Source organism: Streptomyces sp. NPDC001100 (assembly GCF_053598575.1).
This window is the reverse complement of record NZ_JBSFKO010000015.1, coordinates 1-20,486: the sequence shown is the minus strand read 5'-3', so window position 1 is coordinate 20,486 and position 20,486 is coordinate 1. Positions and strand designations below refer to the sequence as shown.

Sequence of the window (20,486 nt, the reverse complement as noted above, 5' to 3'; positions counted from 1 at the left end):
ACGGCAGTCAAGCGGACACCGTGTGTGGCGATTTGGCTTTTTGGCCGACTTTGTCATCCACAGTACGACTGATGCCGGAACGTCCGCATGACGTCCCGGTGAGTTCCTGCTGTGAATCCGCTGAGGTCAGAACCGCCCGGCGCCCAGGTCCCGCGACACCGCGCGGGCGCAGTCCCGTACCGCGGCGATCAGCTCGGGCCGCAGGGCGCCGTCCTCGTCGGGCCGGCACAGCCGCTCCACGGCGCCCGTGATGCCGACCGCGCCGACAGGCATGCGTCGCCGGTCGTGGATGGGCGCGGCGATGGACGCGACGCCCTCCCAGGTCTCCTCGACGTCGGCCGCGTACCCACGCGCGCGCGTGACGTCAAGGACGTGCTCGAAGTCGGCCAGTTCGGACACCGTGCGCTCGGTGAAGGGCTTGCGGTCGGCCTCCAGGACCTCGCTGTGCGCGACCGGGTCGTAGGCCGACAGCACCTTGCCCAGGGCCGTGGAGTGCAGTGGCTGCATGGCGCCGATCTCCAGGACCTGCCGGCTGTCGTCGGGCCTGAAGACGTGGTGCACGATCAGGACGCCCTGCTGGTGAAGGACGCCCAGGTGCACGCTCTCGCCGCTGGAGCGGGCCAGGTCGTCCGTCCACACCAGGGCACGCGCGCGTAGCTCGTGCACGTCGAGGTAGGTGGTGCCCAGGCGCAGCAGTTCCGCGCCCAGCTGGTAGCGCCCGGAGGCGTCGTCCTGCTCGACGAAGCCCTCCTGCTGGAGGGTGCGCAGGATGCCGTGGGCGGTGCCCTTGGCCAGACCGAGCGACGAGGCGATGTCCGAGAGGCCGAGCCGTCGCTCGCCGCCCGCGAGCAGGCGCAGCATCGCGGCCGCCCGTTCGAGCGACTGGATGTTCCGTGCCATCGCCGTACTGCCTCCGTCCCGTTCGACCGCCGATGCGCGACGCTGCCGCCGCCGTTCGGCAATGTCGAACACTACCGGTCCATGCCGACCTCCCGCTAATGGTCGGTCAATACCTGTTACGTCATCCGTCGCGAGAACCTAGACGGCGTTGATCCGCCCGTCACCCCGGTCCGCCCCATGGACGTGCCGAGCACTCTCCCGCCCGACCCCGTTACCCTGGCGGCGTGCAAGCTCCCCGGGGAGTTCCGTGAGAGGTTCCCAGGGAAGCCGCAAAGCCGACAGCCGTCGCACTCCAGGGAGCCCCTTCATGGCCTCGTCGCCACTGACCCCTTCTGCCGACAGCCGGACCCGTGTGTCCGAGCTCCGAGAGGCACTCGCCACCCGTGTGGTGGTCGCCGACGGAGCCATGGGCACCATGCTCCAGGCGCAGGAGCCCACTCTCGACGACTTCGAGAACCTCGAAGGCTGCAACGAGATCCTCAACATCACCCGCCCGGACATCGTCCGCTCGGTCCACGAGGCGTACTTCGGCGCGGGCGTCGACTGCGTCGAGACGAACACCTTCGGCGCCAACCACTCCGCGATGGCCGAGTACGACATCGCCGACCGCGTCCACGAACTCTCCGTGGCCGGCGCCCGCATCGCCCGCGAGACCGCCGACGACTTCGCCGCCCGCGACGGCCGCCGCCGCTGGGTCCTCGGCTCCATCGGCCCCGGCACCAAGCTGCCCACCCTCGGCCACATCGGCTACGCCACCCTCCGCGACGGCTTCCAGGCCAACGCCGAGGGCCTCCTCGCCGGCGGCGCCGACGCCCTGATCGTGGAGACCACGCAGGACCTCCTCCAGACCAAGTCGTCGATCCTGGGCGCCCGCCGCGCCATGGAGGCGACCGGCGTCGACGTACCCCTGCTGGTCTCGATGGCCTTCGAGACCACCGGCACCATGCTGCTGGGCTCCGAGATCGGCGCCGCGCTCACCGCGCTGGAGCCCCTCGGCATCGACATGATCGGCCTGAACTGCTCGACGGGCCCGGCCGAGATGAGCGAGCACCTGCGCTATCTGGCCCGCCACTCCCGCACCCCGCTGCTGTGCATGCCGAACGCGGGCCTGCCCATCCTCACCAAGGACGGCGCCCACTTCCCGCTCGACCCCGAGGGCCTGGCGGACGCGCAGGAGCACTTCGTACGGGACTACGGCCTGAACCTGGTCGGCGGCTGCTGCGGTACGACCCCCGAGCACCTGCGCCAGCTCGTCGAGCGGGTCCGCGAGACCACGCCCACCGAGCGCCACCCGCAGCCCGAGCCGGGTGCCGCCTCGCTCTACCAGACGGTCCCCTTCCGCCAGGACACCGCCTACATGGCGATCGGCGAGCGCACCAACGCCAACGGCTCGAAGAAGTTCCGCGAGGCCATGCTGGAGGCCCGCTGGGACGACTGTGTGGAGATGGCCCGTGACCAGATCCGCGAGGGCGCCCACATGCTGGACCTCTGCGTGGACTACGTGGGCCGCGACGGCGTCGCTGACATGGAGGAGCTGGCCGGTCGCTTCGCCACCGCCTCCACACTGCCCATCGTCCTCGACTCCACCGAAGTCGCCGTCATCCGCGCCGGGTTGGAGAAGCTCGGCGGACGCGCGGTCATCAACTCCGTCAACTACGAGGACGGCGACGGCCCCGAGTCCCGCTTCGCGAAGGTCACCAAGCTGGCGCAGGAACACGGCGCCGCGCTCATCGCGCTGACCATCGACGAGGAGGGCCAGGCCCGCACCCCGGAGCACAAGGTCGCCATCGCCGAGCGGCTGATCGAGGACCTCACGACGAACTGGGGCATCCACGAGTCGGACATCCTCATCGACACCCTGACCTTCACCATCTGTACCGGCCAGGAGGAGTCCCGCGGCGACGGCATCGCCACCATCGAGGCCATCCGCCAGCTGAAGAGCCGTCACCCGGACGTCCAGACCACGCTGGGCCTGTCCAACATCTCCTTCGGCCTCAACCCGGCCGCCCGCGTGCTCCTCAACTCCGTCTTCCTCGACGAGTGCGTCAAGGCCGGCCTCGACTCGGCGATCGTGCACGCCTCGAAGATCCTCCCGATCGCCCGCTTCACCGAGGAAGAGGTGCAGACGGCCCTCGACCTGATCTACGACCGCCGCGCCGAGGGCTACGACCCGCTCCAGAAGCTGATGGCCCTCTTCGAGGGCGCCACCACCAAGTCCCGTACGGCGGGCCGCGCCGAGGAGCTGGCCGCCCTCCCGCTGGACGAGCGGCTCAAGCGGCGGATCATCGACGGCGAGAAGAACGGCCTGGAGGCCGACCTCGCCGACGCGTTGCAGACCCGCCCCGCCCTGGACATCGTCAACGAGACGCTCCTGGACGGCATGAAGGTCGTCGGCGAACTGTTCGGCTCCGGCCAGATGCAGCTGCCGTTCGTGCTCCAGTCCGCCGAGGTCATGAAGACCGCGGTCGCCTATCTCGAACCGCACATGGAGAAGTCGGACGCCGAGGGCAAGGGCACCATCGTGCTCGCCACCGTGCGCGGCGACGTCCACGACATCGGCAAGAACCTCGTCGACATCATCCTGTCCAACAACGGCTACAACGTCGTCAACCTCGGCATCAAGCAGCCGGTCTCCGCGATCCTGGAAGCCGCCGAGGAGCACCGAGCCGACGTCATCGGCATGTCGGGCCTCCTGGTCAAATCCACGGTGATCATGAAGGAGAACCTCCAGGAGCTCAACCAGCGCAAGATGGCCGCCGACTACCCGGTCATCCTGGGCGGTGCCGCCCTGACCCGTGCCTACGTCGAGCAGGACCTGCACGAGATCTACGAGGGCGAGGTCCGCTACGCCCGCGACGCGTTCGAGGGCCTGCGCCTGATGGACGCCCTGATCGGCGTCAAGCGGGGCGTGCCCGGCGCGAAGCTGCCCGAGCTCAAGCAGCGCAGGGTGCGGGCGAGTGCCCCCGTGGAGGTCGAGGAGCGTCCAGAGGAGGGCCACGTCCGCTCCGACGTCGCCGTCGACAACCCGATCCCCACCCCGCCGTTCCGCGGCACCCGGGTCATCAAGGGCATCCAGCTCAAGGAGTACGCCTCCTGGCTGGACGAGGGCGCCCTCTTCAAGGGCCAGTGGGGCCTCAAGCAGGCCCGTACGGGCGAGGGACCGTCGTACGAGGAACTGGTGGAGACCGAGGGCCGCCCCCGGCTGCGCGGCCTCCTGGACCGGCTCCAGACCGACAACCTCCTCGAAGCGGCCGTCGTCTACGGCTATTTCCCCTGTGTGTCCAAGGACGACGACCTGATCATCCTGGACGACGAGGGCAACGAGCGGACCCGCTTCACCTTCCCGCGCCAGCGCCGCGGCCGCCGCCTCTGCCTGGCCGACTTCTTCCGCCCGGAGGAGTCCGGCGAGAAGGACGTCGTCGGCTTCCAGATCGTCACGGTCGGCAACCGCATCGGCGAGGAGACCGCCAAGCTCTTCGAGTCCAACTCCTACCGCGACTACCTCGAACTGCATGGCCTGTCCGTCCAGCTGGCCGAGGCGCTCGCCGAGTACTGGCACGCGCGCGTGCGCTCCGAGCTGGGCTTCGCCGGCGAGGACCCCGCGAACGTCGAGGACATGTTCGCCCTCAAATACCGGGGCGCCCGCTTCTCCCTCGGCTACGGCGCCTGCCCCGACCTGGAGGACCGCGCCAAGATCGCCGACCTGCTGGAACCCGAGCGCATCGGCGTCCACCTGTCGGAGGAGTTCCAGCTCCACCCGGAGCAGTCCACGGACGCGATCGTCATCCACCACCCCGAGGCGAAATACTTCAACGCACGTTGATCGGATAAGTCGTACACTGGTCGGTCCACCGCAGGCCGGTCGCCCTTGTTGGTATCAGGGGTGGCCGGCCTGATCGTCCCTCAAGGAGGTGCGCCAGGATGACCAGCACGGTCCCCGCGCTCGGAACCCGTACGGCCGAAGGCTCCGCGCTTCAGGCCGTTCTCCTCGACATGGACGGCACCCTGGTCGACACCGAGGGTTTCTGGTGGGACGTCGAGGTCGAGGTCTTCGCCGCCCTCGGACACGCCCTCGACGACTCCTGGCGCCATGTCGTGGTCGGCGGCCCCATGACCCGCAGCGCCGGCTTCCTGATCGAGGCCACCGGCGCCGACATCACCCTCGCTGAGCTGTCCGTCCTGCTCAACGCGGGCTTCGAGGACCGCATCGGGCGGGCCCTGCCGCTGATGCCGGGCGCCGCCAGACTCCTGGCCGAGCTCTCCGAGTACGAGATCCCCACCGCCCTGGTCTCCGCCTCGCACCGGCGCATCATCGACCGAGTCCTGACCGCTCTCGGCCCCCAGCACTTCGCGCTGACGGTCGCCGGAGACGAGGTGGCGCGCACCAAGCCGTACCCCGACCCGTATCTGTTCGCCGCCGCCCGCCTGGGCGTCGACCCGGCCCGCTGCGCGGTCGTGGAGGACACTGCCACCGGTGTCGCGGCGGCGGAGGCGGCGGGCTGTCTGGTGGTGGCCGTGCCGTCCGTGCAGCCCATCGCCCCGGCCGCCCGGCGCACCGTCGTGACCTCGCTGGAAGTCGTCGACCTGGCATTTCTGCGGGGACTGATGACCGACCGATGACGGAAATGCGTCAGCCGTTCACCGAGCGTGCAAAGTCCAATGGGAAAGGAATTCACACTCGGTCGACCGGTCGAATTCGGTTGCTCTCCAACCGAGTTGGGGGTGTGAGGTTCCCCACGTGTACGGGAGTCGACATCGCCGCCGTCCTGTGCTGTTCACCCCATTTCGGAGGCTGATCACGCACCGTTGTGTCCCGATTGGTGAAACGCTGCACTAATCCTTCCCTCGGCGGGTTTTCGGTCTGTCCGCAGCCGGTTCCGCAGCGTGATGGGAACTCCACTACGGTGGCCGCGAACCCGTGTGCGGGTCCGGACTAATCTCAACGCGAGAACATCGCCCTTGCCCCCGTGATCGGCGTCACCACCCTATGTATGCCGGGTACACGGAATCGAACAGCTCTGGAGAAACTCGAGCATGAACCGCAAGACTTTGGTGCTGCCGGCCGTCGTCGGCCTGCTCGCGCCGGTGCTCGCCGCCTGTGGCGGTTCCGGCAGCGGTAGTTCCGGCGACGGAGCGATAGTCGTCGGCACCACGGACCGGTTCGAGGCGACGAAGGACGCTCCGGCGCCGCTCGACCCCGCCTACGCCTACGACGTCGGCACCTGGAACATCCTGCGTCAGACCGTGCAGACCCTGATGATCCAGCCCAAGGGCGAGGGCGACCCGGTCCCCGAGGCCGCCGAGAAGTGCGGCTTCACCGACACCGGCAGCGAGCGCTACGCCTGCACCCTGCGCGAGGGTCTGAAGTTCGCCAACGGCGACAAGATCACCGCGGCCGATGTGAAGTACTCCATCGACCGCGCGATGCGCATCAAGGCCGACAGCGGTGTGTTCGCCCTGCTGTCGACCGTCGACACCGTCGAGACCCAGGGCGACCGCGAGGTCATCTTCCATCTGAAGACGGCCGACGCCACCTTCCCGTACAAGCTGTCCACCCCGGTCGCGGGCATCGTGAACCCCGACGACTACCAGAAGGACAAGCTGCGCGACGGCTTCGGCGTGGACGGCTCCGGCCCGTACACGCTCTCGGTCGCCCAGAAGGACGACGCGATCACCACGGCCACGTTCACCAAGAACCCCAATTACAAGGGGACTCTGCAGGTGAACAACAGCAAGGTCGAGATGCGCTCCTTCGCGGACGCCACCACCATGGGCACCGCGCTGAGCAAGGGCGACATCGACGTGATGACGCGCACCATGTCGCCGGAGCAGATCCAGAAGCTCGGCGACGACTCGAACGGCGACATCGACCTCGTCGAGATGCCCGGTCTCGAAATCCGCTACCTGGCCTTCAACACCGACGCCGCGACCGTCAAGACGAAGGCCGTGCGCGAGGCGATGGCCCAGCTCATCGACCGCGGCGAGCTCGTCTCCAAGGTCTACGGCACCGAGGCCGAGCCGCTCTACTCGATGGTCCCCGCGACCATCACCGGCCACTCGAACTCGTTCTTCAACAAGTACGGCAACCCGAGCGTCACCAAGGCCAAGTCCCTGCTGACCAAGGCCAACATCACCACCCCGGTGAAGCTCACCCTGCACTACACGACCGACCACTACGGCCCGGCCACCAAGGACGAGTTCGAGCAGCTGCGCACGCAGCTCAACAACAGCGGCCTGTTCGACGTCACCATCAAGGGTGAGCCCTGGTCCAAGTTCGTCCCGGCCGAGCGCAAGGGCTCGTACGACGTCTGGGGCATGGGCTGGTTCCCCGACTTCCCCGACGCCGACAACTACCTCGCGCCGTTCCTCGACACGGACAACTTCCTCAAGCTGCCGTACAGCAACCCCGAGATCATCAAGACCCTGATCCCGGAGTCCCGCCGCGAGGCCGACCGGCTCGCCGCCGCCAAGAGCCTCACCACCATCCAGGACCTCGTCGCCACGGACGTCCCGCTGATCCCGCTGTGGCAGGGCAAGCAGTACGTCGCCGCCCGCGACGACATCACCGGCACCGCGTACGTCCTCAACTCCTCCTCGACGCTCCAGCTGTGGGAGCTCGGCCGAGGCGTGTGACCGCCTGACGACGGAGTGAGCAAGTTTCACCAGTGGCCGGTCCTGCCCATCGCGGCGGGGCCGGCCACTGGCCTGTGGAGGGGATGCGGCACCGGCTCCTCGACGAGTCGACCGGTCGCCGGTGTTCCGCTTCCGGGACTCGGCACGAGCTGAATCCGCCCCGCAGACACGGAGAGGGCGCCCCTGTCAGGAAGGGGCGCCCTCTCCGCTCGTACCCGGTCTGCTACGGCGTCTACTGCGCGCCGGGGCGCACCAGCCCGCTCTCGTACGCGTACACCGCCGCCTGTACCCGGTCGCGCAGGCCAAGCTTGGTGAGGACGTGCCCGACATGCGTCTTGACCGTGGTCTCGCTGACGAACAGATCGGCGGCGATCTCCGCGTTCGACAGCCCGCGCGCCACCAACTTCAGCACCTCGACCTCACGCTCGGTCAGCGTGTGCAGGGCGTCCGGCACCGGCTCGTCCCCGGACGGCAGATGACCGGCGTACTTGTCGAGCAGCCGTCGCGTGATGCTCGGCGCGAGCATGGCCTCACCCGCGGCCACCACCCGGATCGCCTGCACCAGTTCGTTCGCCGGCGCGTCCTTCAGCAGGAAGCCACTGGCGCCGGCCCGCAACGCCTCCACCACGTACTCGTCGAGGTCGAAGGTGGTCAGCACCAGCACCTTCGCCGGGCCGTCCCGCCCGGGACCGGTGATCTGCCGGGTCGCCTCCACCCCGTCCATCCGCGGCATACGGATGTCCATCAGCACGACATCGGGCTGCAGAGCCCGCACCTGGTCGAGCGCCTGCAGACCGTCACCGGCCTCGCCGACGACCGCCAGATCCTGCTCGGCCTCCAGAATCATCCGGAACCCGGTGCGCAGCAGCGGTTGGTCGTCGACAAGTAGGACGCGGATGGCCACGTGAGTCTCCTTCGCTAGCCCGCGCCCATTCTGCCCTGCGCGACAGGCGACTACCCGACCGGGCTGACCGCCTCGACGACCTGACCGCCTCGGCGACCTGGCTGAACCGGTGGCGTGGCCGACCTGGCGACGTGGCTGGCCCGGCGGCATGTTAGACCCGGCGACCTGGCCGAACCGGTGACCTGACCGGCGTGGCCAGGCTGCCCGACCGACTCGACCGACTCGACCGACTTGACCGGTCCGGCGGCCCGACCTGCTTGCCGGACCCGATCGGCCTTGCGGCCTGCCCTGCCCTGCGGGCTTGACCTGCTCGACGGCCCGGCTTGACCCGGCTCGGCCCGGAACATCCGACCGGCAGAGCCGGGCCGCCGGCCGCCGGTGGCGCCGGCGTCGCCGCAGGGCCGCCCGGCTGAAACGGCGCCGGCCGCGGTGCCGCCCGGCTGAAACACCGTCGACTGTCCCTAGCCCGCGCTGGAGTCACCGTCCGCTGCCGTGCCCTCGGCCGAATCGCTCTGGGCCGCTGGGCCTGCGGTTGAGACGCCGTGGGCTGCCGTGCCCTCGGCCGAACCGCTGCCAGCCACCCGCACCACCGGCAGCGGATACGGCGGGGGAGTGCCCCCGAACTCCGGGCACACCGCCTGGTGGTCGCACCAGCCGCACAACTTGGTCGGCCGGGGCAGCCACTCGCCCGTCTCCGTGGCCAGCCGGATGGCTTCCCACAGCGCCAGCAACTTCCGCTCCACCCGCTCCAGATCCGCGAGGACGGGGTCGTACGTCAGCACGTCCCCGCTGCCGAGGTACACCAACTGGAGCCGCCGCGGCACGACCTGCTTCAGCCGCCAGACCACCAGCGCGTAGAACTTCATCTGGAACAGCGCGCCCTCGGCGTACTCGGGGCGAGGCGCCTTGCCCGTCTTGTAGTCGACGATCCGCACATCACCCGTGGGCGCCACATCGACCCGGTCGATGATCCCGCGCAGCTTCAGCCCCGAATCCAGCTCGGCCTCGACGAACATCTCGCGCTCGGCGGGCTCCAGCCGCGTCGGGTCCTCCAGGGAGAACCAGCGCTCCACCAGCCGCTCCGCCTCCCCGAGCCAGCGCGCCAACCGCTCCCCCTCCGGATCGTCGGCGAACAGCTCCACGACCTCCGGCCGGGTCTCCCGCAACCGGTCCCACTGCCCCGGGATCAGCGACTTCGCGCGCGGCGCCGTACGCTCGGCGGCCGGCGCGTCGAAGAGGCGCTCCAGGACCGAGTGCACCAGAGTCCCGCGAGTCGCCGCCTCGCTGGGCTTCTCCGGCAGCCGGTCGATCACCCGGAACCGGTACAGCAACGGGCACTGCATGAAGTCGCTGGCACGCGAGGGGGACAGCGAGGCGGGCGCTATGGCGACACGCTCGACCACGCCCACCGTCCCCGGCTCCACTGCCGCTTCCGCGCCCGGCTCCGCCGTCGCGCCCTCGTCGCCGACTGTCCCCGCGACGCCCTCCGCACTCGTCTCCATGCCCACAGACCTTACGGCCCGCCACTGACAGTGACCCGCCCCCGGCCCACGCGCCCGCGACAGCCGGGGAAACACGGGGGGTGCCGGGGCGGAACGCGTCGCGACCGCCGCATACCATCGACCCGAGACCCCTCCGCCCGGCTGGCGCGGAGGACGCTTCGAACGAGGGGACACCGTGGACGAGAGCGGCGGCAGCGCACAGCCGCGGTCCGGCAACGACGAGCCGACCGAACACGCCACGGGCGCCACGACCCCGGCCGCCGATCCCGGCACCCCCGAATCGAAACACGACGAAACCCCTCACAACGGCACCGAAAGGCCCACCCGGTACGTCGAGGACCCCGACACGTCGTCCAAGAACCACACGAAGCCGACCGCACCACCCGGGCCGGCCACCCCCGACCACTCGGAGACGCCGACCCCGTCCGGGACGACACCGACGGACCACGACGAGCCGGAACCGACGTCCGAACCCACCGCGAGCGACGGCCCGCCGCCGGGAGCGGGCACGCCGACTGTCGGCTCCACCTCGCCGTCCACCGACTCCGCCCCGGCCGACGGCCCGTCGGCCCCGGTATCGGGCGCGCCGTCCGCAGGCTCCGCCCCGCACGAGGCCGCACCGGTGTCTGAAACGGGCACGCAGTCCGCCGATTCAGCCGCCAACGCCGACCCGTCGACGCCGGTATCCGGGACACCGTCCACCGACCCCACCCCGCACGCCGACCCGGACACCGCGATCGGCACCCCCGCCACGGCCGCCGCCCCCCACGACACCCCGCACGCCGACCGGGCCCCCGACCGCCCCCACGCCCACACGGAGGCGCACCTTCACACGGACGCGCCCACGCCCGCCGGCGGCACCTCCATGCCCAAGGGACGCCCCCCGCAGCGCCCCAAGGAGCCCGGTGGCGGGTTGCTGATGGGGCGGCCCTTCGGGGTGCCCGTCTACGTGGCGCCCAGCTGGTTCCTCGTCGCAGCCCTCATCACCTGGGTGTTCGGCGGCCAACTGGACCGCGTGCTCCCCGAACTGGGCGCCGCCCGCTACCTGGTGGCCCTCTTCTTTGCGGTCGCCTTCTACGGCTCGGTCCTGGTGCACGAGCTCGCCCACACCGTCGCGGCCCTCCGCTTCAAACTCCCGGTCCGCCGCATCCAGTTGCAGTTCTTCGGCGGCGTCTCCGAGATCGAGAAGGAGGCCGAGACCCCCGGCAGGGAGTTCGTGCTGGCCTTCGTCGGCCCCCTGCTCTCGCTGATCCTCTCGGGCATCTTCTACCTGGCCATGCAGCCCGTGGAGCCCGGCACCGTCCCCGGCGTCCTGTTGGCCGGCCTGATGGTCTCCAACCTCATCGTGGCCGCCTTCAACCTCCTGCCCGGCCTGCCCCTCGACGGCGGCCGGATGCTCCGCGCCGTCGTCTGGAAGATCACCGGCAGGCCCATGAGTGGCACGATCGCCGCAGCCTGGGTCGGCCGCGCCCTCGCCGTCTCCGTCCTGATCGGCCTCCCGCTGCTCACCCAGACCGGCGCCCTCGGCACCAACACCGAGAACATCAGCGGCATGGACACCGTCACGGACGCCCTCCTGGCCGCGATCCTCGCCGCGATCATCTGGACCGGCGCCGGCAACAGCCTCCGCATGGCCCGGCTGCGCGAGCACCTCCCGGACCTCCGCGCCCGCAACCTCACCCGCCGCGCGGTCCCCGTCGAGACCAACACCCCCCTCTCCGAGGCACTGCGCCGCGCCAACGCCGCCGGTGCCCGCGCCCTGGTCGTCGTCGACGCCGACGGCCAGCCCCTCTCCCTCGTCCGCGAGGCCGCCATCGTCGGCGTCCCCGAACACCGCCGCCCCTGGGTCTCGGTCAGCGGCCTCGCGCAGGACCTCACCGAGGGCATGCGCGTCTCCGCGGAACTGGCCGGCGAGGACCTCCTCGACACCCTGCGCGCGACCCCGGCCACCGAATACCTCGTGGTCGAGGAGACCGGCGAGATCTACGGCGTCCTGTCCGCCGCCGATGTGGAGCGCGCCTTCGTGAAGGCAATGGCCCGCCCGAACTGAGGCACGCGCGCGTGGTCGGCGGCCCCCGTAATCGCCGGTAGGCTGGTCACATGTCCGAACCGACCGGTGCCGCCCGCAGGCGCGGGCCCTTCAAGGTCGGGGACCAGGTTCAGCTGACCGACCCCAAGGGCCGCCACTACACGTTCACGCTCGAAGCGGGGAAGAACTTCCACACCCACAAGGGTTCCTTCCCGCACGACGAGCTGATCGGCGCACCCGAGGGCAGCGTTGTCCGCACCACCGGAAACGTCGCCTACCTCGCGCTGCGCCCCCTGCTCCCCGACTACGTCCTGTCCATGCCCCGCGGCGCCGCCGTGGTCTACCCCAAGGACGCGGGACAGATCCTGTCCTTCGCGGACATCTTCCCCGGCGCACGCGTCGTGGAGGCGGGCGTGGGCTCCGGCTCGCTCAGCAGCTTCCTGCTGCGCGCCATCGGCGACCAGGGCATGCTGCACTCCTACGAGCGCCGCGAGGACTTCGCCGAGATCGCCCAGCAGAACGTGGAGCGCTACTTCGGCGGCCCGCACCCCGCCTGGCAGCTCACCGTCGGCGACCTCCAGGACAACCTGTCCGACACGGACGTCGACCGCGTCATCCTCGACATGCTCGCCCCCTGGGAGTGCCTGGAGGCCGTCTCCAAGGCGCTAGTGCCGGGCGGCATCCTGTGCTGCTACGTCGCGACCACCACCCAGCTCGCGCGGACCGTCGAGTCCATTCGCGAGATCGGCTCCTTCAACGAGCCGACCGCCTGGGAGACGATGCTCCGCAACTGGCACGTCGAGGGTCTGGCCGTCCGCCCCGACCACCGCATGATCGGGCACACCGGCTTCCTCCTCACCGCCCGCCGCCTCGCGGACGGCGTCGAGCCCCCCATGCGCCGCCGCCGCCCCTCCAAGGGCGCCTACGGCGACGACTACACCGGCCCGAACGCAGACGGCGGTGGCGGCCGCTAGCTCTCGCGCAGCGCCCTTGGCGGCCCTGTGCCGCACTCAACGCACGAACGCCGTGGCCGAGTTCCCGGAAGACCTCCGGAACTCGGCCACGGCGTCTTTCTTCTGACGTACCGCCACGGCCGAACCCTCCCGGGCGATCACGCGAACGAACTGTCGACCCCGCCGTTCCCCTGCATTGTGACGTGTGGCACCATGCAGGCCACCCCCACCGGCACAGCCCTCACAGGAGACACTCCTAGTGCAGCACTCCGCCGTCCCGGAACTGGAACTGGCACACACGAACACCCGGCCCATCCACTGGGTCGCCACCGCCACGGCTCTCGCCGCCGTCGCGGCGCTCTCCTCGGTCCTGCAGCCCGATTCGGCGCGCGCCGCCCAGGCCTCCGGCCCGCAGGCGAAGCCCGCCACCGCCGCGGCCCCGGCGACCACAGGAGTCGACTTCCCCATCCAGTGCGGTCCCCAGAAGGCCGTCGTCCAGAAGCAGGCCTCCGGCGACCTCGACGGCGACGGCAGGCCGGAGACGGTCGCCGTGGTCCACTGCGACGCCGGCATGGGCACCCCGCCCGACGGCGTCTACGTCCTGACCCGGGCTGCGCACACCGCCAAGCCGCGCGTGGTGGCCACCCTGATCGCGCCGAAGGCCCGGGAGACGGTCACCGAGTTCGCCGTACGCGACGGCGCCGTACTCGCGACCATGCTCGGTTACTCGACCCAGGACGTGCCCAGTTGCTGCCCGGACGTCAAGGAGAGCGCGAAGTGGCAGTGGAAGAACGGCACGTTCGTCCGCTCCACGCCCGGCAACGCCCAGAGTGTCTGACGCCGCGGAGCCGCTGCCCCGACGGCCCTCAGGCCGCGTCGGGGCCGTAGACCTCGACCCGGTCCGCGATCCGGCGCACATGAATGCAGTCGCCGGGACACTCCTTCGCGGAGTCCACCACGTCGACCAGCAGCGGCAGCGGCACGGGCGTGGTGGCGCCCTTGCCCTGCAGCAGCTCGTCGTCCGGGCTCTTCACATAGGCCAGACCGTCGATGTCCAGCTCGAAGACCTCCGGGGCGTACTGGGCGCAGATGCCGTCGCCGGTACAGAGGTCCTGGTCGATCCAGACCTCCAGCGCCTCGCCGTCGGCCGCGGCCTCGTCCTGCACGGTGATGTCTCCTGCTTCCGCCGGGTGTTGAACACTTCGACCCTACCTCCGCGCACCCCGGCGACACTTCCTGGAGATCCCTGGTTTCACGCCACGACATGACGGGCACCGTCCGCCCGGACACTCTCCGTCAGGGGACAGTCCGGCGGGATTTCGCCGGGCCCCGAACCCGCCGTCACGGCAACTCACGTCCCCCATGAAGGATTTTGACCGACCCACCCTTGGAACAGTCGGCTTCTGAATCACGTTGAGTGGGTATTCAGTCGGCGTGAGGGAGAGCGCAGGGTGACCGACGACACACCTTGACAGTCTTTGTGATCTAGGGGTTTCAATCGACACCCACCCAGGTAGGGTCTGGAAGCGTCCAGCTCCCCTTGGAGGAGGTGAGGACCGTGGCAGCCCACGACGACGACATGAACCGCGGCATCCGCCCGGGACGAGGGTCCGACGACCCGTCCGGGCAGATTGCCTACCTTGAGCAGGAGATCGCCGTCCTGCGACGTAAGCTCGCCGACTCTCCGCGACACACGAGGATTCTCGAAGAGCGGATCGTCGAGCTGCAGACCAATCTGGCCGGGGTGTCCGCCCAGAACGAGCGACTCGCCAACACGCTCCGTGAGGCCCGCGACCAGATCGTGGCCCTCAAGGAAGAGGTCGACCGGCTCGCACAGCCACCGGCCGGCTTCGGAGTCTTCCTCGTGGCCAACGAGGACGGCACCGCGGACATCTTCACCGGCGGCCGCAAACTCCGGGTGAACGTCAGCCCAAGCGTGGATCTCGAAGAGCTCCGCCGCGGCCAGGAAGTAATGCTCAACGAAGCGCTCAACGTGGTCGAGGCCATGGAGTACGAGCGCGTCGGCGACATCGTCACCCTCAAGGAGATCCTTGAGGACGGCGAACGCGCCCTCGTGGTGGGGCACACCGACGAGGAGCGGGTGGTGCGGCTCGCCGAGCCACTGCTGGACATCACCATCCGCCCCGGCGACGCCCTGCTGCTCGAACCCCGTTCCGGCTACGTCTACGAAATCGTCCCGAAGAGCGAGGTCGAGGAACTCGTCCTCGAAGAGGTCCCCGACATCGGCTACGAGCAGATCGGCGGTCTGGGCGGCCAGATCGAGATGATCCGCGACGCGGTCGAACTGCCGTACCTCTACCCCGACCTCTTCAAGGAGCACGAACTGCGGCCGCCCAAGGGCGTCCTGCTGTACGGGCCTCCCGGATGCGGCAAGACGCTCATCGCCAAGGCCGTCGCCAACTCGCTGGCCAAAAAGGTCGCCGAGGTCACCGGCCAGGCCACCGGCAAGAGCTTCTTCCTCAACATCAAGGGCCCCGAGCTCCTCAACAAGTACGTCGGTGAGACCGAGCGGCAGATCCGCCTCGTCTTCCAGCGTGCCCGTGAGAAGGCCAGCGAGGGCACCCCAGTCATCGTCTTCTTCGACGAGATGGAGTCCCTCTTCCGCACCCGCGGATCCGGCGTCAGCTCGGACGTGGAGAACACCATCGTCCCCCAGCTGCTCGCCGAGATCGACGGTGTGGAAGGCCTGCAGAACGTGGTCGTGATCGGCGCCTCGAACCGCGAGGACATGATCGACCCCGCGATCCTGCGCCCCGGCCGCCTGGACGTGAAGATCAAGATCGAACGTCCCGACGCCGAGGCCGCCAAGGACATCTTCGGCAAGTACCTCACCGAGCGCCTCCCGCTCCACCCCGACGACGTCGGCGAGCACAGCGGCGACAAGACCACCACCGTCCAGAGCATGATCCAGACGGCCGTGGAACACATGTACACGGAATCCGAGGAGAACCGCTTCCTGGAGGTCACCTACGCCAACGGTGACAAGGAAGTCCTCTACTTCAAGGACTTCAACTCCGGCGCCATGATCGAGAACATCGTGGGCCGGGCCAAGAAGATGGCCATCAAGGACTTCCTCGACCACAAGCAGAAGGGCATCCGCGTCTCCCACCTCCTCCAGGCCTGCGTGGACGAGTTCAAGGAGAACGAGGACCTGCCCAACACCACCAACCCGGACGACTGGGCCCGGATCTCCGGAAAGAAGGGCGAACGGATCGTCTACATCCGTACGCTCATCACCGGCAAGCAGGGCGCCGACACCGGACGCTCCATCGACACGGTGGCGAACACCGGTCAGTACCTGTAAAAAGCAGGGTGGCTGCGGGTGCCCTAGGCGGGTACCCGCAGCCAACTGTTTTTCAGGCCATGACCGCGACAAGGGGCGCGCAAGGCAATGACGCAAATGATCTCCCCACCAGCGCAAAGCCGTTCTAGGCTCTTCGGTACCGCCGAGTCGCGCAGTGCGGGGACGGGCACCGCACACGCACCGGAGCGCCAGCGGTACTTGAGCGGCGCCCCCGACCGAGGGCGCCGCCGGGCAAGGAGGGCCGCATGACCGTACGGCGAGTAATGGGCATCGAGACGGAGTACGGGATCTCCGTCCCCGGCCACCCCAACGCCAATGCCATGCTCACCTCGTCCCAGATCGTCAACGCCTACGCGGCGGCGATGCACCGGGCCCGGCGGGCCCGCTGGGACTTCGAGGAGGAGAATCCGCTGCGGGACGCGCGAGGCTTCGACCTCGCCCGGGAGGCCGCCGACTCCACCCAGCTCACCGACGAGGACATCGGCCTCGCCAATGTCATCCTCACCAACGGCGCGCGCCTCTACGTCGACCACGCACACCCGGAGTACAGCTCCCCCGAAGTCACCAACCCCATGGACGCCGTTCTGTGGGACAAGGCCGGCGAGCGCATCATGGCGGAGGCCGCCGAGCGCGCGGCCCAACTCCCGGGCGCCCAGCCGATCCACCTCTACAAGAACAACACCGACAACAAGGGCGCCTCCTACGGCACGCACGAGAACTATCTGATGAAGCGGGAGACCCCCTTCTCGGACATCGTGCGCCACCTGACGCCCTTCTTCGTCTCCCGACAGGTCGTCACCGGAGCGGGCCGCGTGGGCATCGGCCAGGACGGGCACGAGCACGGCTTCCAGCTCAGCCAGCGCGCCGACTACTTCGAGGTCGAGGTCGGCCTGGAGACCACCCTCAAGCGCCCGATCATCAACACCCGCGACGAACCGCACGCGGACGCCGAGAAGTACCGCCGCCTGCACGTGATCATCGGCGACGCGAACCTCTCCGAGATCTCGACGTATCTGAAGCTCGGCACCACCGCCCTGGTCCTCTCCATGATCGAGGACGGCTTCATCGCGGTGGACCTGGCGGTGGACCAGCCGGTCCGCACCCTCCACCAGGTCTCGCACGACCCCACCCTCAAGCGCCTGGTCACCCTCCGCAGCGGCCGGACACTCACCGCGGTCCAGCTGCAGATGGAGTACTTCGAGCTGTCCCGCAAGTACGTCGAGGAGCGCTACGGCTCGGACGCGGACGACCAGACCAAGGACGTCCTCGCCCGCTGGGAGGACACGCTCAACCGCCTGGAGAACGACCCGATGAGCCTGGCCGGCGAGCTGGACTGGGTCGCCAAGCGGGAACTCATGGAGGGCTACCGGCGCCGGGACGGCCTCGACTGGGACGCGGCCCGCCTCCAGCTGGTCGACCTCCAGTACGCGGACGTACGGGCCGACAAGGGCCTCTACAACCGCCTGGTTGCCCGCGGCCGCATCAAGCGGCTGCTGGACGAGGACACGGTCGAGCGGGCGCGTACGACGCCGCCCGAGGACACACGCGCTTACTTCCGGGGACGCTGCCTGGAGCAGTACGCCGACGACGTCGCGGCGGCCTCCTGGGACTCCGTGATCTTCGACCTCCCGGGCCGGGACTCGCTCCAGCGCGTCCCAACCCTGGAACCGCTTCGCGGAACGCGTAATCACGTCAAGGAGCTCCTGGATCGCTGTCGTACGGCGGAAGACCTGGTCAGGGTCCTGTCGGGCGGCTGACCGGAACCTCGGGTCCGGGGCGCCGGGCAGGGTGGAATGTCCGGTGGCCGGGAATCATCGAGGTGGCCGCCGTACGTTGTAGGAACTGCGGGGCCGATGTCAGTCCCTGCAAGTAGGGTCTGATCAAGAACGTCGAACCGAGCGGGGTGAGGGTTATGGCGACCAAGGACACCGGCGGCGGACAGCAGAAGGCGACGCGCTCCACGGAGGAGGTCGAGGAGCAGGCCGAGGAAGCGCAGGCGACCGACGACCTCAAGGAGCGCCACGAGAAGCTGAGCGACGACGTGGACTCCGTCCTGGACGAGATCGACGACGTCCTGGAGGAGAATGCCGAGGACTTCGTTCGGTCCTTCGTTCAGAAGGGCGGCCAGTAGGTCGCTCTGTCCTTCGATTTGAAGGTGAACGGGGTGGCGTGGTGGCGCGCGAGGCGAAGATGAAGTGCTGCGTGCGGTGCGGTGCGACCAAACCGCACGCAGTCTTCGCATCCGGGCGCACGAATCGAGTGCGATTCGGGGAGAGCCGGCCGCGTTCGGAGCGGTATTCCGAGCGGTAAAGGAATGCCTCCGCCGTTCATGTGGATCACTGCCACCAGACGGGTAGGGTCCGTGGCGTACTGTGCTTCAACTGCAATTCGGCCATCGGCAAGTTGGGAGATGATCCCGACGCTGTTCGTCGGGCTGCCGCCTACTTGGAAGGATCCTCGTGGAAGCCAACACTCGTAGCACCGGGCGTCTACCAGCTGCCTTCCTGACGCCCGGGTCGTCGTCCTTCATGGACTTCCTCTCCGACCACCAGCCTGAGATGCTCCCGGGCAACCGGCAACTGCCGCCCACCCAGGGCGTCGTCGAGGCCCCGCACGGCACGACCATCGTCGCCGTCACGTTCCCCGGCGGCGTGGTGCTCGCCGGCGACCGGCGGGCCACCATGGGCAATGTCATCGCACAGCGGGACATCGAGAAGGTCTTCCCGGCGGACGAGTACTCGGCCGTCGGTATCGCCGGCACCGCCGGCCTCGCCGTCGAGATGGTCAGGCTCTTCCAGCTGGAGCTGGAGCACTTCGAGAAGGTCGAAGGCGCCCAACTCTCCCTGCAGGGCAAGGCCAACCGACTGTCCACCATGATCCGTTCCAACCTCGGCATGGCCATGCAGGGCCTCGCCGTGGTCCCGCTCTTCGCCGGCTTCGACGTGGACCGCGGCATCGGCCGCATCTTCTCCTACGACGTCACGGGCGGCCGTTCCCAGGAGCTCGGCTACGCGGCCACCGGCTCCGGCTCGGTCTTCGCCCGCAGCGCCATGAAGAAGCTCTTCCACGACGGACTGACCGAGTCCGAGGCCACGACCCTCGTGGTGCAGGCCCTCTACGACGCCGCTGACGACGACTCGGCGACCGGTGGTCCCGATGTGGCCCGTCGGATCTACCCGATCGTCACCGTGATCACCGAGGACGGCTTCCGCCGGCTCACCGACGACGAGTCCTCCGAGATCGCCGCCTCGATCCTGGAGCGGCGACTGCAGCAGCCCGACGGTCCGCGCGCCGCGCTGCTCTGACCGCGGGCCCGTTCTCATCAAGGTGATCCAGTGACTTCGACGGAACTTTAAAGAGAGGGACGGATACCGGTGTCGACGCCGTTCTATGTCTCACCCCAGCAGGCCATGGCCGACCGGGCGGAGTACGCCCGCAAGGGCATCGCCCGTGGCCGCAGCCTGGTCGTGCTGCAGTTCGCCGACGGCATTGTCTTCGTCGGCGAGAACCCGTCCCGTGCGCTGCACAAGTTCAGCGAGATCTACGACCGGATCGGGTTCGCGGCCGCCGGAAAATACAACGAGTACGAGAACCTGCGGATCGGCGGCGTGCGCTACGCCGACATGCGCGGTTATACCTACGACCGCGCGGATGTGACCGCCCGCGGTCTCGCCAACGTCTACGCCCAGACGCTCGGCACGATCTTCTCCAGCGCGGCCGAGAAGCCGTACGAGGTGGAGCTGGTCGTCGCGGAGGTCGGGGACACCTCCGACGGTGATCAGATCTACCGGCTGCCGCACGACGGTTCGATCGTGGACGAGCACGGCTCGGTCGCGGTCGGCGGCAACGCGGAGACGATCAGCAGCTATCTGGACCAGCGCCACCGCGACGGCATGACCCTCGCGGAGGCGCTCAAGCTGGCCGTCCAGTCCCTGTCCCGTGACACGAACGGCAGCGAGCGGGAGATCCCCGCCGAGCGCCTGGAGGTCGCGGTGCTGGACCGCACCCGCCCGCAGGCCCGCAAGTTCAAGCGGATCGTCGGCGGCGAGCTGTCCCGGCTGCTCGGCGAGAGCGAGAGTGCGGACGCCTCGCCGGAGTCCGACGACGGCGAGGACGACGCCGAGAAGTGAGCCGACGTTCGCTCGGCGCCTGACCCTTCGTGCGCCCCGGCCGGTCATCGGCCGGGCCCATGCAACCGTGGTTCAACGACGCCAAGTTGGGGATCTTCGTCCACTGGGGG

16 protein-coding genes and 1 pseudogene are annotated in these 20,486 nt (G+C 69.2%); 13 read left to right on the top strand and 4 right to left on the bottom strand.

The features are described from left to right. Nucleotides 1–126: 126 nt before the first annotated feature. Nucleotides 127–900, bottom strand: a complete 774-nt coding sequence (locus ACWDEW_RS22395; RefSeq protein WP_019066101.1) for an IclR family transcriptional regulator — start codon at nt 898–900, stop codon at nt 127–129. Between the two features lie 307 nt (nt 901–1,207). Here ACWDEW_RS22395 and metH point away from each other — a divergent pair, with 307 nt between their 5' ends. The 3 genes from metH to ACWDEW_RS22380 all read left to right on the top strand — a co-directional run bounded on the left by metH (nt 1,208) and on the right by ACWDEW_RS22380 (nt 7,533). Continuing rightward, entirely contained in the window at nt 1,208–4,723 is a 3,516-nt protein-coding gene (metH, locus tag ACWDEW_RS22390) for a methionine synthase (protein WP_450514708.1), read from the top strand. 98 nt (nt 4,724–4,821) lie between these two features. Continuing rightward, nucleotides 4,822–5,520 (top strand): HAD family hydrolase, encoded by a 699-nt coding sequence (locus ACWDEW_RS22385; protein WP_450514707.1) that lies wholly within the window; start codon nt 4,822–4,824, stop codon nt 5,518–5,520. A gap of 414 nt (nt 5,521–5,934) precedes the next feature. Continuing rightward, nucleotides 5,935–7,533, top strand: a complete 1,599-nt coding sequence (locus ACWDEW_RS22380) for an ABC transporter substrate-binding protein (RefSeq protein ID WP_450514706.1) — start codon at nt 5,935–5,937, stop codon at nt 7,531–7,533. A gap of 232 nt (nt 7,534–7,765) precedes the next feature. Here ACWDEW_RS22380 and ACWDEW_RS22375 read toward each other — a convergent pair whose 3' ends face one another. Beyond that, nucleotides 7,766–8,437, bottom strand: a complete 672-nt coding sequence (locus tag ACWDEW_RS22375) for a response regulator (protein ID WP_019066105.1) — start codon at nt 8,435–8,437, stop codon at nt 7,766–7,768. 461 nt (nt 8,438–8,898) lie between these two features. Beyond that, nucleotides 8,899–9,939 (bottom strand): RecB family exonuclease, encoded by a 1,041-nt coding sequence (locus ACWDEW_RS22370; protein WP_450514705.1) that lies wholly within the window; start codon nt 9,937–9,939, stop codon nt 8,899–8,901. Between the two features lie 175 nt (nt 9,940–10,114). Between ACWDEW_RS22370 and ACWDEW_RS22365 the strand changes: the two genes are divergently transcribed. The 3 genes from ACWDEW_RS22365 (at nt 10,115) to ACWDEW_RS22355 (ending at nt 13,759) form a co-directional block, all read left to right on the top strand. Further along, complete coding sequence (locus ACWDEW_RS22365; RefSeq protein WP_450514704.1) at nt 10,115–11,989, top strand: site-2 protease family protein; 1,875 nt, start codon at nt 10,115–10,117, stop codon at nt 11,987–11,989. A 50-nt stretch (nt 11,990–12,039) separates the two neighbouring features. After that, the gene (locus ACWDEW_RS22360) at nt 12,040–12,942 is read left to right on the top strand and encodes a tRNA (adenine-N1)-methyltransferase (protein ID WP_019066108.1); all 903 of its coding nucleotides are present in this window, start codon (nt 12,040–12,042) and stop codon (nt 12,940–12,942) included. A gap of 238 nt (nt 12,943–13,180) precedes the next feature. Then, on the top strand, nt 13,181–13,759 hold the full coding sequence (locus tag ACWDEW_RS22355) for a hypothetical protein (protein ID WP_450514703.1): 579 nt from the start codon (nt 13,181–13,183) through the stop codon (nt 13,757–13,759). Between the two features lie 28 nt (nt 13,760–13,787). Here the strand turns inward: ACWDEW_RS22355 and ACWDEW_RS22350 are convergent, their stop codons facing one another. Further along, nucleotides 13,788–14,093, bottom strand: coding sequence for a ferredoxin (locus ACWDEW_RS22350; RefSeq protein WP_450514872.1), 306 nt, complete (start codon nt 14,091–14,093; stop codon nt 13,788–13,790). 386 nt (nt 14,094–14,479) lie between these two features. On the opposite strand from ACWDEW_RS22350, the gene arc reads away from it, so the two are divergent. The 7 genes and pseudogenes from arc to ACWDEW_RS22315 all read left to right on the top strand — a co-directional run. After that, the gene (arc, locus tag ACWDEW_RS22345) at nt 14,480–16,246 is read left to right on the top strand and encodes a proteasome ATPase (protein WP_019066111.1); all 1,767 of its coding nucleotides are present in this window, start codon (nt 14,480–14,482) and stop codon (nt 16,244–16,246) included. Between the two features lie 245 nt (nt 16,247–16,491). Beyond that, nucleotides 16,492–18,003 carry a depupylase/deamidase Dop gene (gene dop / locus ACWDEW_RS22340; RefSeq protein ID WP_078532319.1) on the top strand — a complete coding sequence of 504 codons (1,512 nt, stop codon included), beginning with the start codon at nt 16,492–16,494 and terminating at the stop codon, nt 18,001–18,003. A gap of 155 nt (nt 18,004–18,158) precedes the next feature. Then, nucleotides 18,159–18,377 (top strand): ubiquitin-like protein Pup, encoded by a 219-nt coding sequence (locus ACWDEW_RS22335; RefSeq protein WP_019066113.1) that lies wholly within the window; start codon nt 18,159–18,161, stop codon nt 18,375–18,377. 185 nt (nt 18,378–18,562) lie between these two features. Continuing rightward, a pseudogene (locus ACWDEW_RS22330) lies at nt 18,563–18,754 on the top strand (endonuclease VII domain-containing protein); the annotation flags it as partial. Further along, nucleotides 18,706–19,551, top strand: coding sequence for a proteasome subunit beta (gene prcB, locus ACWDEW_RS22325; RefSeq protein ID WP_450514702.1), 846 nt, complete (start codon nt 18,706–18,708; stop codon nt 19,549–19,551). The pseudogene ACWDEW_RS22330 and the gene prcB, both read left to right, overlap by 49 nt. A 69-nt stretch (nt 19,552–19,620) precedes the next feature. Continuing rightward, nucleotides 19,621–20,376: a proteasome subunit alpha gene (gene prcA, locus ACWDEW_RS22320; protein ID WP_450514701.1), complete on the top strand. Its 756-nt coding sequence runs from the start codon at nt 19,621–19,623 to the stop codon at nt 20,374–20,376. 29 nt (nt 20,377–20,405) lie between these two features. Next, nucleotides 20,406–20,486 (top strand): alpha-L-fucosidase (locus tag ACWDEW_RS22315; RefSeq protein WP_450514871.1); only part of this gene is annotated, 81 nt, incomplete at its 3' end.

Excerpts from the sequence above, each read along its gene's own strand:
- ACWDEW_RS22395 (WP_019066101.1), bottom strand. The coding sequence starts at position 900 with ATGGCACGGAACATCCAGTCGCTCGAACGGGCGGCCGCGATGCTGCGC.
- metH (WP_450514708.1), top strand. The coding sequence starts at position 1,208 with ATGGCCTCGTCGCCACTGACCCCTTCTGCCGACAGCCGGACCCGTGTG.
- ACWDEW_RS22385 (WP_450514707.1), top strand. The coding sequence starts at position 4,822 with ATGACCAGCACGGTCCCCGCGCTCGGAACCCGTACGGCCGAAGGCTCC.
- ACWDEW_RS22380 (WP_450514706.1), top strand. The coding sequence starts at position 5,935 with ATGAACCGCAAGACTTTGGTGCTGCCGGCCGTCGTCGGCCTGCTCGCG.
- ACWDEW_RS22370 (WP_450514705.1), bottom strand. The coding sequence starts at position 9,939 with ATGGAGACGAGTGCGGAGGGCGTCGCGGGGACAGTCGGCGACGAGGGC.
- ACWDEW_RS22360 (WP_019066108.1), top strand. The coding sequence starts at position 12,040 with ATGTCCGAACCGACCGGTGCCGCCCGCAGGCGCGGGCCCTTCAAGGTC.
- dop (WP_078532319.1), top strand. The coding sequence starts at position 16,492 with ATGACCGTACGGCGAGTAATGGGCATCGAGACGGAGTACGGGATCTCC.
- ACWDEW_RS22335 (WP_019066113.1), top strand. The coding sequence starts at position 18,159 with ATGGCGACCAAGGACACCGGCGGCGGACAGCAGAAGGCGACGCGCTCC.